This is a genomic window from Colwellia chukchiensis (assembly GCF_002104455.1).
GTDB classification, from domain to species: Bacteria; Pseudomonadota; Gammaproteobacteria; order Enterobacterales; family Alteromonadaceae; genus Cognaticolwellia; species Cognaticolwellia chukchiensis.
Genome location: NZ_NBOC01000004.1, coordinates 61234 through 74611, shown reverse-complemented (window position 1 = coordinate 74611; position 13378 = coordinate 61234). Strand labels below are relative to the sequence as shown.

13 protein-coding genes and 3 tRNA genes are annotated in these 13378 nt (G+C 41.0%); 11 read left to right on the top strand and 5 right to left on the bottom strand.

The window, feature by feature from the left end; all coding sequences use genetic code 11:
- Positions 1–4: 4 nt before the first annotated feature.
- The gene (rlmKL, locus tag B6K83_RS06830) at positions 5–2131 is read right to left on the bottom strand and encodes a bifunctional 23S rRNA (guanine(2069)-N(7))-methyltransferase RlmK/23S rRNA (guanine(2445)-N(2))-methyltransferase RlmL (protein WP_085284199.1); all 2127 of its coding nucleotides are present in this window, start codon (positions 2129–2131) and stop codon (positions 5–7) included.
- 362 nt (positions 2132–2493) lie between these two features.
- On the opposite strand from rlmKL, the gene B6K83_RS06825 reads away from it, so the two are divergent.
- The 3 genes from B6K83_RS06825 to B6K83_RS06815 all read left to right on the top strand — a co-directional run bounded on the left by B6K83_RS06825 (position 2494) and on the right by B6K83_RS06815 (position 2836).
- Positions 2494–2570 (top strand) — tRNA-Met (locus tag B6K83_RS06825).
- A gap of 56 nt (positions 2571–2626) precedes the next feature.
- Positions 2627–2703: transfer RNA gene (locus B6K83_RS06820), tRNA-Met, on the top strand.
- A 56-nt stretch (positions 2704–2759) separates the two neighbouring features.
- Positions 2760–2836: transfer RNA gene (locus tag B6K83_RS06815), tRNA-Met, on the top strand.
- 288 nt (positions 2837–3124) lie between these two features.
- On the opposite strand, the gene B6K83_RS18410 is transcribed toward B6K83_RS06815, so the two are convergent.
- Entirely contained in the window at positions 3125–3691 is a 567-nt protein-coding gene (locus B6K83_RS18410; RefSeq protein WP_198951667.1) for an MFS transporter, read from the bottom strand.
- Entirely contained in the window at positions 3592–4308 is a 717-nt protein-coding gene (locus B6K83_RS18405; RefSeq protein WP_198951666.1) for an MFS transporter, read from the bottom strand. Before B6K83_RS18405 ends, B6K83_RS18410 begins: the two co-directional genes overlap by 100 nt.
- 778 nt (positions 4309–5086) lie before the next feature.
- Between B6K83_RS18405 and B6K83_RS06805 the strand changes: the two genes are divergently transcribed.
- From B6K83_RS06805 to B6K83_RS06775, 7 genes are all read left to right on the top strand, one after another.
- On the top strand, positions 5087–5584 hold the full coding sequence (locus B6K83_RS06805) for an META domain-containing protein (RefSeq protein ID WP_085284198.1): 498 nt from the start codon (positions 5087–5089) through the stop codon (positions 5582–5584).
- A gap of 226 nt (positions 5585–5810) precedes the next feature.
- Positions 5811–6299: a cyclic pyranopterin monophosphate synthase MoaC gene (moaC, locus tag B6K83_RS06800; protein WP_085284197.1), complete on the top strand. Its 489-nt coding sequence runs from the start codon at positions 5811–5813 to the stop codon at positions 6297–6299.
- Positions 6300–6313: 14 nt separating this feature from the next.
- Positions 6314–6562 (top strand): molybdopterin synthase sulfur carrier subunit, encoded by a 249-nt coding sequence (gene moaD / locus B6K83_RS06795; protein WP_085284196.1) that lies wholly within the window; start codon positions 6314–6316, stop codon positions 6560–6562.
- On the top strand, positions 6563–7021 hold the full coding sequence (gene moaE, locus B6K83_RS06790) for a molybdopterin synthase catalytic subunit MoaE (RefSeq protein ID WP_085284195.1): 459 nt from the start codon (positions 6563–6565) through the stop codon (positions 7019–7021).
- Between the two features lie 20 nt (positions 7022–7041).
- Positions 7042–7278, top strand: a complete 237-nt coding sequence (locus B6K83_RS06785) for a DUF1653 domain-containing protein (RefSeq protein WP_085284194.1) — start codon at positions 7042–7044, stop codon at positions 7276–7278.
- Positions 7278–7757, top strand: coding sequence for a DUF6265 family protein (locus tag B6K83_RS06780; RefSeq protein WP_085284193.1), 480 nt, complete (start codon positions 7278–7280; stop codon positions 7755–7757). Before B6K83_RS06785 ends, B6K83_RS06780 begins: the two co-directional genes overlap by 1 nt.
- Positions 7758–7783: 26 nt before the next feature.
- Positions 7784–8368: a GNAT family N-acetyltransferase gene (locus B6K83_RS06775; RefSeq protein WP_158088326.1), complete on the top strand. Its 585-nt coding sequence runs from the start codon at positions 7784–7786 to the stop codon at positions 8366–8368.
- 141 nt (positions 8369–8509) lie between these two features.
- Here the strand turns inward: B6K83_RS06775 and prsT are convergent, their stop codons facing one another.
- The gene (gene prsT / locus B6K83_RS06770; protein WP_085284191.1) at positions 8510–11290 is read right to left on the bottom strand and encodes an XrtA/PEP-CTERM system TPR-repeat protein PrsT; all 2781 of its coding nucleotides are present in this window, start codon (positions 11288–11290) and stop codon (positions 8510–8512) included.
- Between the two features lie 261 nt (positions 11291–11551).
- Here prsT and B6K83_RS06760 point away from each other — a divergent pair, with 261 nt between their 5' ends.
- A complete protein-coding gene (locus tag B6K83_RS06760; protein WP_139175509.1) occupies positions 11552–12292 on the top strand; it encodes a PEP-CTERM sorting domain-containing protein in 741 nt (246 codons plus the stop codon).
- 83 nt (positions 12293–12375) lie between these two features.
- Here B6K83_RS06760 and B6K83_RS06755 read toward each other — a convergent pair whose 3' ends face one another.
- Positions 12376–13356: an NAD(P)H-quinone oxidoreductase gene (locus B6K83_RS06755; RefSeq protein ID WP_085284188.1), complete on the bottom strand. Its 981-nt coding sequence runs from the start codon at positions 13354–13356 to the stop codon at positions 12376–12378.
- Positions 13357–13378: the final 22 nt, after the last annotated feature.

Sequence of the window (13378 nt, the reverse complement as noted above, 5' to 3'; positions counted from 1 at the left end):
AATGCTAACCCTTAACTGTGATTAACCAACTGTTATGTATGTGTTTATTACGCTGAAAGTCTTTATCTAGCGTTTGCTCGCTCAGCGCTTTTACCTCTAGCCCTAGCGCGGCTACACCGGCAAAATCCATTTTAAAATTGCGCTTGTTATTGGTAAAAATGAGCTCTCCGCCCGTGGCTAGTGCTTTGATTCCGTCGCTAATTAAGCTGACATGATCACGCTGCACATCGAAACTTTCTCCCATACGCTTTGAGTTGGAAAATGTCGGTGGGTCGATAAACACTAAATCAAACTTTTGTTCATTCTTCTTCAACCACTGTAAACAGTCGGCCTGAATAAATTGATATTTATGACCGCTTAAGTTATTCAATTGAAAATTATCTTGCGCCCAATTTAAATAGGTATTTGACATATCAACTGTGGTCACTGCGCTTGCGCCATGCAACGCTGCCTGTACCGACACTGAGCCAGTATAAGCAAACAGATTTAATAGTGACTTTCCTTGCGCTTTTTTGGCAACAATTTGTCGCGTTTTGCGATGATCAAGAAATAAGCCCGTATCTAAATAGTCCCACAGGTTCACTTTTAACTTGGCACCATATTCATCAACAATCAGTGATTTCTTGGTTTGTTCAACCCGCTGATATTGCTCTTTGCCTTTTTGCTTGGCTCGGGTTTTAATGATCGCTTTATCAGTGGCTACGCCAAGCACTTTCGGCGCAAAATACACCACCTCTTGTAATCGTTTCGCTACTTTATCAGCATCGATATTTTTTGGCGCTGCATATTCATGAATTACAAGGTGGTCATCATAAACATCCACTGCAACATTGTACTCAGGAATATCGGCATCATATAAGCGATAACAGCTGATTTGTTCGCGCTTTAGCCAAGTTTTTAAGTTTTTCTTGTTTTTTAATAATCGATTAGCAAAGGCAGAATCTTTTTCTTCAAACTCTGCATTAACCTTACTACTCGCTACTTGTTTATCGTCTAGGTTGTACAGCGCAAATTGGCAGTCTAAAGGGCCGTTTTTAAACTTGTAACGTTTAAAGCTCGCCATTTTCATCATGCCCAATAGCTCGACATTGGCGGTTAAAACTGCCACCCGCCAATTAACAAAGTGTGACTTAAATTTTTGCCCTAATAAGGCAAAAGTTTCAACGAGTTCAGGTAATTCACCGATACGTTCACCGTACGGCGGATTAAATAAGATAGTCCCCGACGAGCCAAAGGCATTTTTTATCTCATTGGCACTTTTACAAGAGAACTCGATAAATTTTTGTATGCCCGCATTTTTCGCATTTTGTTGTGCGGTTCTTAGCACTCGGCTATCAAGGTCAATACCAAACACTTTGGTTTTTAATTGTGTTAAGCCGATATGCGAGTGTTCAATAGCAGCTGACTTGGCCGTCTGCCAAGCATCACCTTGATGCCCAAGCCAATGTTCAAAGCCCCACGAAGCTCTGTCGATACCTGGCGCATACCCTGCAGCCATAAGCACAGCTTCAATCACGATAGTGCCCGAGCCACACATAGGGTCAACCAATGGTTTTGAAGTGTCGGCTAACCAACCTGAACGGGTAATAATGGCAGCAGCTAAATGCTCTTTTAAAGGTGCAGCGCCGGTATTTTCACGATAACCACGCTTAAACAAGCTCCGACCTGAAAAATCAAGGTACAAAGATACTTGATCGCGTAAAAGCCGCGCTTGAAAGCTAATGTGTGGGTTAGCTTTATCTACCGTCGGACGTTGTTGGTTTAAGTCACGAAAATGATCTACAACGGCATCTTTAACCGTTAACGCGCCAAATTGGCTATTTCTGATCTCATCGCTGGTACCGACAAAATCAATGGCAAAGGTACTTTCCACCGAAAATAATGTTGACCAATCTACCGCCTTGGCACTCGCATATAGCTGCTCTTTGTTACTCGCAGCACCTTCTGCTATTTTTAACAACACTCGCGTTGCTAACCGTAAATGCAAACAAATATGGTAGCTATGTTCAATTGAGGCACTAAAATAAACACCTTCAGGCTTTTGAACCACTTGTTCAGCGTTCAAGTCTTTAAGTTCTTGTGCTAGTAATATTTCTATACCTGGCGAGGTTAATGCTAAAAATTGCTGCATAAAGGTTTTCCAATCTAATTTATGCCGGCGATTATAAACAAAGACAGGTCTTACTTATAGCCATTTTACAAATTAGCACCACTATCTGGTCATTATTTTCTCTCCGTTATTTTCCCGCTAACGCCAAAGCAACGACGAATCGTTTAAAATTCCCACCAAAGCAGAGCAAAAATACAACAAAGTAAAAATAGTTAAAAAAAATGCTAAAATTAATCTTAAAACGGGTTGCAAATAGGCAAAGGTATCCTTATCATACGCCTCGCTTTCAAGGAAGCTCGCTTAGCGGGTAACCATGCAAAGCTAAATATTCTTAAGTTGGAATTAAAACAACTTGGCTTACCTAATTAATTAGGTCATTCGGACGCGGGATGGAGCAGCCTGGTAGCTCGTCGGGCTCATAACCCGAAGGTCGTAGGTTCAAATCCTGCTCCCGCAACCAATTCTTAAGTTGGAATTAAAATAACTTGGCTTACCTAATTTATTAGGTCATTCGGACGCGGGATGGAGCAGCCTGGTAGCTCGTCGGGCTCATAACCCGAAGGTCGTAGGTTCAAATCCTGCTCCCGCAACCAATTCTTAAGTTGGAATTAAAATAACTTGGCTTTCCTAATTTATTAGGTCATTCGGACGCGGGATGGAGCAGCCTGGTAGCTCGTCGGGCTCATAACCCGAAGGTCGTAGGTTCAAATCCTGCTCCCGCAACCAATTTCCCCTTGCAATGCTCACGCTTTTAAATAAAACCCTAGCTAAAGTTATTTCTGTATGCGTTATTAATCATACTTTGACTTAAAACTTCAATACCTAAATTCGGCTGTTTTTACCGCATTAAAATTGTCCCCTCTTGCACTATTAATAAAAATTCATTAACTCAAAAGTACAACAGTTCAAAGTTCACATCTCGCCCCTGTTTAGAGTTCGGATTTTACCAAAAGCTAGTGGCACTTTACATTTCCTCAAGCAAATTAGCCGCTAACCTTGTCAGTGCTATTCTTGCTATTTTGTTAACGTTCGCTTTGCCAAAAAGGCAATAACCAGAGCGGGTAGGAAACAAATAATGGATAGGTAACCAATACCAAGCACTCCTATATGAGGCAGGTGAACTAAAATTAAACCGCCAAGCCATGTTGCCACCATTATAGACAGGTTAAATACACTCGATTGCACTGAGGTTGCCACCGCTTTAGCATCAGTCACTTGTTTGCTAACGGCCGTTTGATACATAGTCACAAGCGGGCCAAACGCCAAGCCCCAGAGAAAAAACGCCAAATGTGACAGGCCATTAATTCCGCCAAGAAACACTAATAAGCTCATTGCCAGTACACCACAGGCCAACATACTGACAATTAAGCCACGCAAGTGTGTGTCGATAACTTTTGCCGATAACAACACAGACACCACTGAGCCAATACCAAAAATTAATAGCGCTAGGCTAATACCACCGTGAAAATCAATAGTTTCAACTAATAATGTGATGTGGTATAGCTGCCGTAATGAGCCAAAACAGATAAAAAGGTTAGCACCAGCACTAGCAAAACTGAGGGTGTTTTTAACACCACCCATGGTGAGTTGCTTTTAGTAAGTTTTTCGCCCTTGATGGAGGGCAAATATTTTGCTGATAACAGCGCTATGGTTGCCCCCAGCGCACCTAACACGATAAAGGTGGTACGCCAACCTAGCTCAGTGCCTATCAAGGTCATCAAGGGCAAACCTAGGCTGACACCAAAGGTATTACCCGACATTATGATGGTGATGGCCTTGCCCTGTTGCTCTTTAGGCACTAGCGCTGCGCCATACGCAGCAATCATTGGCCACATAATGCCAGCGCAAATACCACCAACAATACGCATAACTACAATGAGTTGATACCAAGAGCTAAGCCCAACCACAATGTTTGAAACTGTAAAGCCCACTAACAAAAACAATAATAAGGTTTTTCGATTCACCGCCAAGGTCATACTGATAAGCGGAATCGCAAAAATGGCCGAGGCCAGCGCATACACCCCCACTAAAAAACCAACTTGCGCTTCTGCTATCGCTAAACCCTCGGTCATTTGCGGGAGAATACCCGAAGGTACAAGTTCAGATAAAATTCCGATAAAGGTAACACTGGCCATAAGAGAAAACAAAAACCAGGTGGCATAATTTGTACCGTTAACTACAGGCTTGGATACGCTCAAGACTCACTCCTGTTATATAAAATTTTGATATAAAGGCTTACAAATACTAGCGTTTTAAGCAACTAATCACTAACGGTTGTGGTTTTATGATAGTAAACTTCAATGGATTTAACATATTGGGCTGACGGCTCCCCTCTATTGGCTATGAATGAAAACTCATATTATCTAGCCAACTGCGACAAATAACCGCTGCTTGTAAAGCCCCTCAACGCCGATTTGCTATCTATGCGCTATAACCGCATACGTTAGGTTTTTAATTGATGATTGCTAAAATTTAGCTCATAAAGCAAGTCAATCTCTTCCCCGTTGCAACTTAAGCATAAGGTTAAAAATGCCCCGCTGAATTACTTAACGGTATATTGTTGCAAACTTAGCGCCGTTATTCGGTAAATAATTGTACCTTTGCCAAAGTCAGCACCTTGGCGCGCTACTTGTGCTACCAATGGCTGCAACAAGAAAGTACTACAACATGAGTGATAACGAGGTTGAATATATGGTGTGCCTGTAAATAGTTAGCCCGCAAAATTTTGCCAAACCAGTACTAATATTACTCATTATGAACATCGCCAATACCAGCATTGCTAGTGATGCAGCCGCAGTGAAATTTAAGTGCTTTAATTTATAGTTGCCCGTATTTATTCACAGTATGCTATCAAGCGTTTAAACACTTAATGCTCTAGCTTTGTATGCCTGTTAGTACTTATTCTCGCTCGCTAGTAATTAAGTTGATAAAATGTCTGCTGATAAAGGCTAAACATAGCAATAATAGCGAGAAAATATGAGCAACCGTCAAACACTCACACGCGTATTCTTAACCTGTGCAACACTGACTTTACTCGGCTGTAGTGGCACGATTACAGAGCGCAACAACACAAACAACCATAATACAGCAAGCACAGCAGCCGCTAATGCCACGCTCACAGAAACTTATTGGCGATTAGTCGAGCTCGACGGTATTAAAATCAAGATGGCTGATAACCAAGCGCGGGAAAGCCATTTAATTTTTCATCAAAAAGATCAACGCATCACCGGCTTTAGCGGTTGTAATCATTTTTTTGGCCATTATTCCAGCGTTGAGCAAAGCCGTAATACCGGCAGTTTAGTATTTAACGCTGTGGCAACAACGCAAATGGCATGCCCAGACCTTCACCAAAATGAGCAACAGTTTTTATCACTTTTTCAAGGCAAACTGCATTTTGATATTTCAGCGCAGGGTTTAACATTACACGATAAAAACCATAAACGCTTAGCGCAGTTTCATGCGGTATATTTTTAATTGTTAGCAAGGTAACCAATAGTGCCTGCACTTTAGCTGGTGATTAACATCACTGCCATCAAATTATAACTGAGTTGGTTTTTTAGTTTAACGTCAGCAAAACAACAAACAAAACATAGCGAAAAAGTAAAATAATGACTTATCTTAATACTCTCCCCCTAAGATAAGGTAAGATAGGCGGCAAATGAAAAACACGCAAAATAGCGAACAGTTTAGAGATAATTAAATGAGCGAGAAATTTACCCATATCAATGCCGACGGTAATGCGCATATGGTTGACGTTACAGAAAAAAACACCACAGAGCGTACCGCCATCGCCCAAGCCTACATTGAAATGTCAGCGCAAACTTTAACTATGATTGTCGAGGGCAAGCACCACAAGGGTGATGTGTTTGCTACCGCCAGAATTGCCGGCATTATGGCCGCAAAAAAAACCAGTGAACTTATTCCGCTATGTCATCCCTTGATGTTGACTAAAATAGAAGTCGACATAGTTGCACAACCACAGCACAATCGCGTGCAAATCACCGCGCTTTGTAAACTTGCCGGTAAAACGGGGGTAGAAATGGAAGCCTTAACCGCTGCCTCTACTGCAGCATTAACCATATATGACATGTGTAAAGCTGTACAAAAGGATATGATCATTAGCAATATTCACTTAGTAGAAAAGCAAGGCGGCAAATCAGGTAACTACTTGCATAACCAAGCCAATTGATAGAGGTTTAACTCATGATAAAGGTATTATTTTTTGCGCGTTTACGCGAGCAACTTGCAACCGATAGCTTACAATTAGCTGTAACGGAAAATATGACCACTGAGCATATTCGCCAACAATTAGCACAAAAGGGGGCAACATGGGCGCAAGTGATGAGCGCTGATACCCTATTAGTGGCGGTAAATCAAGAAATTACCGATTGGTCACACAGCGTAAACAGCGGTGATGAAGTAGCATTTTTTCCGCCTGTCACTGGAGGTTAAATGATTTTCGTACAATCTGAAGATTTTGTCGTGGCTGATGAATATCAACGGCTTGCCAGTGACAACCAAGATGGCGCTATCGTCACTTTTGTTGGTAAGGTTAGAGACTTTAACGAAGGGCTTGGCATACAAGGCTTATCGTTAGAGCACTACCCTGGCATGACAGAAAAGGTATTAAACGATATTGAAGCTCAAGCGCGACAGCACTGGCCGCTTAATAAAGTGACCATTATTCATCGCTTTGGCGACTTAAGCTTAGGCGAGCAAATTGTTTTTATCGGCGTCACTAGCCCGCACCGTAAAGCCGCTTTTGCCGCCTGTGAGTTTTTGATCGACTTTTTAAAAACCCGAGCACCATTTTGGAAAAAAGAGCGCACCAATGCAGGCAGTAAATGGTTAGATGCCAAAGCCAGCGATGACGATCATGCTCAGCAGTGGTCAGAAAAACTGCCCAAATAAATAACCAAACGAGAGCTGCAATGTTAAAAACCGGACGTTACCAACACTTTAAAGGCAACTATTACCAAGTGCTCCATATTGCCAAACACAGTGAAACCGAAGAGCTAATGGTGGTTTACCAACCCGAATACGGCGATCGAGCCATTTGGGTTAGACCACTGGCCATGTTTGACGAAACCATTGAGCGTGATGGCAAGGTTATTAAGCGTTTTAAGTATGTCTGTGATAACAACTCGCCTCACAAACAGCTGATTTGATGCTTAAATTAATTGGCAAGGCAGTTATCACTGCATGGTTGCTCACTAGTGCCAATGTTTATGCGGCCAGTTGCGCGAGTTTAGCTGATCTAGACTGGCTACTGGGTCACTGGCAAACGCACAATCAACAGCCGGCCACTAAGGAGCATTGGACAAAATTAAGTGAAGATACTTTTGCAGGCACTGGCGTCACCAGCAATAAACACGAGTCGCTGCGCTTACTGGCCATGTCTGGTGAGCTATTTTACTTAGCAAAAGTTGCCCATAACCCTATGCCTATTGCCTTTAAACTCAACCAATGTCAGCAAACAAGCCAAGGCCAAAGTTTCAGTTTTGAAAACCCAGCGCATGACTTTCCTCATACCATTAAATACCAGTTGCACAACGATAATAGCGTAACCATCACCGTCAGCGGAAAATCAGAAAAAGCCTTTACAATTCAATTATATCGTGTCAAAAATAGTGCTATTAATAATTAAAAAGTCTTATACATAGCGCGATGACGATGAAAGTAAACTTAGACGCTCAACAATTAGCACCCACGCTCAAAGCTGACAATATTTACCTTAGGCCAGCAACTATGGCTGACTACAGTGCTATTAAAGCTTTTCGGCAAAACCCAGAAAACTGTCGTTACATACGCCCACCGGAAAGTGATAGCGATGTATTAAAGGTGGTGCAGCAATTATCTGCACCTTGGCAATTTACGCTCGGTCACTGGAATGGCTTAGTCATTTGCTTACAAGCAGATGACAGCGTGGTGGGTGAAATAGTGTTTCGCATTGAAGATTGGCAAAATCAACGTGCTGAATTAGGTTATCGGTTAAGTGAAACCGTCACAGGCCAAGGGATATGCACTAAAGCGGCACATCTGTTAATTCATTATTTATTCAACGAGTTAGGCTTTTTTAAAATCGTCGCAAAGTGTGATCCTAGAAATATTGCGTCTTATCGGGTGATGGAAAAACTAGGTTTTGTCCGCGAAGCATTTTTTAAGCAGCATTATTTAAACGGTACGCAATGGACAGATCAGGTTGATTACGGTTTACTGCGTGCTAATTGGCAAAACAAGCAAACGTTACTGTCATAACATATAGTAAGCGCAGCGCTTGTTTTTGCTGCGATAAAGCGCTGTTTCTAACCATAACTTAGGCAAGATACCCTGCGCTAGGCCAACTGCGATGCCAAGCGCCGCTCAATCAGTTTCGCAGGGTTGTTTTATTAACAATCATTACGACTTAAGCCAGTCATCAAGTACTTGCTTAGCTTTGGCCTTGTCAGTAAATTCAAACTGGCTATTGACCACTTCACGCAATAAATTAAATGCTTCTCGCTCTTGTCCTAGTGCTTTTAATGTCATCGCCAGATGGTATTTTATTTCAACATTTGAATAATCAATGGCTAACGCTTTGCGCAGTATAGGCAACGCTTTTGCGTAATCTTGGGTTAAATAATATATCCAACCTAAGGTATCGAGCGAGTCTGGCACATTGTCTAGAATCTCAACCGAGCGAGTAGCATATGCTTTAGCAAGCTCATACTTAGCTTGCACCATAGCCACATAGGCTGCGTTATTCAATAACATAGGTTGGTTATCGTTTAAACTAATTAATTGGCTATAAATATTCTCTGCCTGCGCCCATTGTTGATTTTTAATATGAATTTCAGCTTGCGTACTTAGCAAGACTAAATTATTCGGGTGACTTTTTAAGCCAGCGTTAATTAAAGCTAGCGCCTTTTCAGTTTGTTGCTGGGCATGATAAACCATAGCCAAACCAGATATGGTGCTGATTGCTCCAGATTGAATAATTTTTAAATAATGTTGCTCTGCTTGTTGATACTGCTTATTAAGATAATAAGCGTGGGCTAGGGTTGCTATATAGTTATGCGAAGTTTTCGCGGCACCTTCAAAGGCGAGCAAGGCAGTTATGGCGTCGTTATAACGAGATTGCTGATTTAAATAATTAGCGAAAGCCAGCACCGGCTCTAATGCGGTTGGCGCCCAAGCAATGGATTTTTGATAGGCCGCTACGGCCTCGGAAAATTTTCTATCGCTTTGAAAAGCTTTCGCGATATAGAAGTAAACCCGAGATTTCGTTGCCCCAAACTTCAGAGCGTCACGATAGCTATCAATCGCTAAGGCAACTTGTTTATTCTTCAGATATAAGTGCCCTAATAACACATAAATTTTGCCGGTTTTTTGCTGAGACAATAAAAAGCTATTAATCGTTTCAATGGCTTCCTTAAATTTATCTTGTCGCCCTAGACTCGCAGCATAACTTAACAACAAAGCTTCACTATTCGGCTGTTGTAGTAACGCTTTTTGGTAAATGTTAGCGGCATCTAAATCTTGCCCCATACGTTCATAGTGATTGGCAATTGCCTTTAGTAGTTCAACTTCGTTCGGCTGTTTACTTAACGCCTTTTGCAGTTGACTAAAGCCCTGCTCTGGCGCGCCCATTGCGCTGGTAACTTGCGCGAGACTAATGATGGATTTGACATGTAAATCATTTAACTCCAATGCTTTTTGGAAGTGTAACTTTGCGTTTGTAAAATCTCCAACACGCTGATAAACAAAGCCTAAATGATGTTGATACTCTGGATTTTTCGGCTCTAGTTGTGTGAGTTTTTTGGCTATTTTTATTGCCGAATCAGCGTTCTGTTCTTTTAAATAAGCCTCAACTAACAAAAAGCTCGCAATCACTTGTTGTGAGTTAGTAAAGTCACCTGCATTTAACAGCTTAATTGCTTTACGGTTTTCATTAAGCGATAAGTAACTTTTCGCTAATTGTAAATCTACACTGCCCGATGGATTTAGCCTTTTAACTTGTTGAAAGTAAACAATTGCTGATTCAAATTGCTGCAACTCAAGGTAACAAACTCCTAGTAGCGTCAGTATGTTACTATTATCACCATGTTGTACCGCCGCTTTAACCAGCAGACTTTTAGCGCTCTCAAAGTCTCCTTGTTCCATTAATATTCGTGCCAACAAAAGTTTGGCATTAACATTAAAGTTATCAATTGCTAAGTATTGATTAAAATAGTCTTGCGCGACTGTGTATTGACCTTGCTGATAAAAAATAACACCGGCTAAATACAAATACGACGGGTTAGCCTGTAAATCGGACGGAGATATTTTAGCTAAGGTTTGCGCTATTTCTTCAACAAGGGCATTACTACTGGCAATATCATCATTTTGCACCGCAATAGCCGCTTGGATAAATTTCGCTCTTGGTTCATTAGCAACATTAGCTAGCACCAATTCTGCATCTTTTAATGCCGCAGGATAATCTTTCAACTCGTATAATAACGTTGCCCTAAGGATCAATGCTTCAACATTTTCCGGATTATTGATCAAAATACTATTGATGCTTGTTAACGCTTTATCTACATTACCTAAATGCTGATCTATGGTGGCTTTTAAAAACCATGCTTTTTCCGGAGGAAAAGGCGTTGCTAACACTTGTTCGACAATAGCTTTCGCTTCATCATATTGAAAACGATTAACTTTTATTTGCGCCAAACCTAATTGAGCATCAAAGTTACTGGCATTAATGCGCAGGGCTTGATTAAAGGCTTCTTCGGCTAGAATAAGTTGCCTTAAACCTATGTGGGCTAAACCTTTAAGTACATACATTTTTGCAGCAAAGATTTGATCAATATAATTATCGTCAAATAAGCTGAGCACTTCATTGTACTTATTTTGCATGAGCAGAGTTTTGCTGCGGTGCAACGTGATTTGTTTGTGATCTCCCCCTAAGCCTGCAATGATGTTTAATTCTGTTTCCGCTAACGCGGCTTGCTCATCAGCAAGTAATAACTCAACTAACAAAAAGCGTGCGGCAATATTGCTCGGGTCTTGTTTTAATAAATTTTTTATATGTATTTTAGCTTCAGCGTATTGGTGTTCATTAAACTTTTTGTTTGCTAATTCATAAAGTTCAGCGGCATTACTGCCAATAGCTAAGCAAATAGAGACTAAAAAAATAAAACGTCTAGTTAGTTTTGTCATATCACAATCATGTTCGCTAATGTATCATGACATTATCCGCATTAATGACCATAAAATGCAATTTAAAAACGCTGATAAGTTAACAATTGCCTTGTGTGGTAAAAAAGTGTCAGTTTATTTTACAATAATGAATTGCTCTGCTTGCTATGAATTTATAAGCTATTGCTTTAAAATAAAAAAATTATTTGGGTACAATTATTGCAATCTGTTAACATCAACTAACAAAGCATTATTAAAACAGTTTAAATAAAAGGACAGCCAGTGAACATTAATAAGCGAATTAAAACATGGTCTAAGGCTCTGCTTGCCTGCGTTTGCGTATTAATAGCAATGCCAAGTATGGCTACCTTTACCTCGTTACAAAGTGCGAGTTTCAGCGGAAACGATTGTAGTAGTAAAAAAAATGCCGTATTTCACGAAGCTGGATACAATGGTTACAATGGTTTTAATGCATGTAGAATAGCGATCGATGATAATTTAGGAAATACGGTATATTTAGCCGATGTTATCGCTAAATTTGATACGAATGGAAGCTCTCCTAGCTATACAGAAAGTGGCCAGTTTGCAGCTGATATCCAACAAAGCGATTGGAGTTTTGGTAACGTCGGGAAAAACTACAAAACCGGTACATGGACTTATACTGGTGGCTCTCCAGGGATTAAATTTTGGACGGCAAAAGCGGGCAATGGTTTCAACCTTTTTTGGCTAGTCGATAACACACCAGAGGCAAGTAATGCATGTCAACCCTCTACTTTCACACTGGCGTGCTTAAATTTAGCTAAAACAGTGACTAGTGGCAGCTGGACAACACCACTCAATAAAAAAGGTAATCCGAGAGGTCTATCACATATAACATTTTTTGGTGGAACAACTCAGCCTTGTACATCTAACTGTGGATCAACAACGGTACCAGAGCCACAAACTATGGTGCTATTGGCTTTAGCTTTGTTAGGACTCGTTGCTCGTCAAAAGCGCTCAACAACCAAAGTAAAAAAGTCTTAATTTAACTTTTCCGATTTTCAAAAAATAGCCCTAGCTTTTATACAAATGCTAGGGCTTTTTTATTACCACTTAACTAGTAAACTTTAGTCAACGATAAGAATTAACTTGCCCGTATTAGCATTGTTTTCCATAACTTGGTGCGCCTGTTCAACATCTTGCCATGGAAACTGCTGATAAATCACTGGCTTTATATGCCCTTGTTCAAGCGCTGCTTTAAAGTCTCGATTAAAAGCCTTGATTAACTTTGCTTTATAGTCATCACTGCGACTGCGCAAAGTGGTGGCATGGATATTTATGCGCTTAGCGAGCATTCGCGCAACGTCAATGTTGTCAGCGAATCGCCCGGCTAACATAGACAAAATAACTATATGGCCATCTAGCGCACAGACACTGATATTTTTATTTACATAATCACCAGCCACTACATCTAGAATGACGTCATAATGATACTTATGCTGCTTTGCCCATAGTGCAAAATCAGTATCTTGGTAGTTTATCGCCTCATCAGCGCCTAAGGCTTTGCAGGCGGCTACTTTTTCGTCACTACCTACCGTCACACTAACATGACAACCACGCTGTTTTGCCAATTGAATTGCTGCAGTACCAACGCCACTGGCACCCGCATGGATCAGCACTTTACTGTTTGCTTGTAGATCAGCTATGGTAAATAAACATTGATAAGCCGTTAAAAACGCTTCTGCAATCGCCGCACCTTCAGCATAACTAAAGTGATCGGGCTTTTTTATCACATGGGCAATTTTTACTTTCACAAACTCGGCATAAGCACCGCCGGGTACAATCGCCATTACGCTATCACCAAGGGTCAGGCCATTGTGACTTGTACTCTCACCTTGGCCTATTGCCACTATGTCGCCACAAACTTCAATCCCCAGAATAGTTGACTCACCAGGCGGCGGTGGATATTTCCCTTGCTTTTGCAAAATATCAGCGCGATTAACACCAATTGCCTTCACTTGAATTAAACATTCGTCATTGGCAATTTCTGGCGTACTGGTTTCAACAAGCTGTAATTGCTGTTGGTCATTAATAGCAAAATAACGCAAGTTAGCTCCTGTTTTTTAAGGT

Bases quoted from the DNA above. Each gene is read 5' to 3' on its own strand.
- rlmKL (WP_085284199.1), bottom strand. From the start codon at position 2,131: ATGCAGCAATTTTTAGCATTAACCTCGCCAGGTATAGAAATATTACTA.
- B6K83_RS18410 (WP_198951667.1), bottom strand. From the start codon at position 3,691: ATGGGTGGTGTTAAAAACACCCTCAGTTTTGCTAGTGCTGGTGCTAAC.
- B6K83_RS06805 (WP_085284198.1), top strand. From the start codon at position 5,087: ATGAGCAACCGTCAAACACTCACACGCGTATTCTTAACCTGTGCAACA.
- moaC (WP_085284197.1), top strand. From the start codon at position 5,811: ATGAGCGAGAAATTTACCCATATCAATGCCGACGGTAATGCGCATATG.
- moaD (WP_085284196.1), top strand. From the start codon at position 6,314: ATGATAAAGGTATTATTTTTTGCGCGTTTACGCGAGCAACTTGCAACC.
- moaE (WP_085284195.1), top strand. From the start codon at position 6,563: ATGATTTTCGTACAATCTGAAGATTTTGTCGTGGCTGATGAATATCAA.
- B6K83_RS06785 (WP_085284194.1), top strand. From the start codon at position 7,042: ATGTTAAAAACCGGACGTTACCAACACTTTAAAGGCAACTATTACCAA.
- B6K83_RS06780 (WP_085284193.1), top strand. From the start codon at position 7,278: ATGCTTAAATTAATTGGCAAGGCAGTTATCACTGCATGGTTGCTCACT.
- B6K83_RS06775 (WP_158088326.1), top strand. From the start codon at position 7,784: ATGAAAGTAAACTTAGACGCTCAACAATTAGCACCCACGCTCAAAGCT.
- prsT (WP_085284191.1), bottom strand. From the start codon at position 11,290: ATGACAAAACTAACTAGACGTTTTATTTTTTTAGTCTCTATTTGCTTA.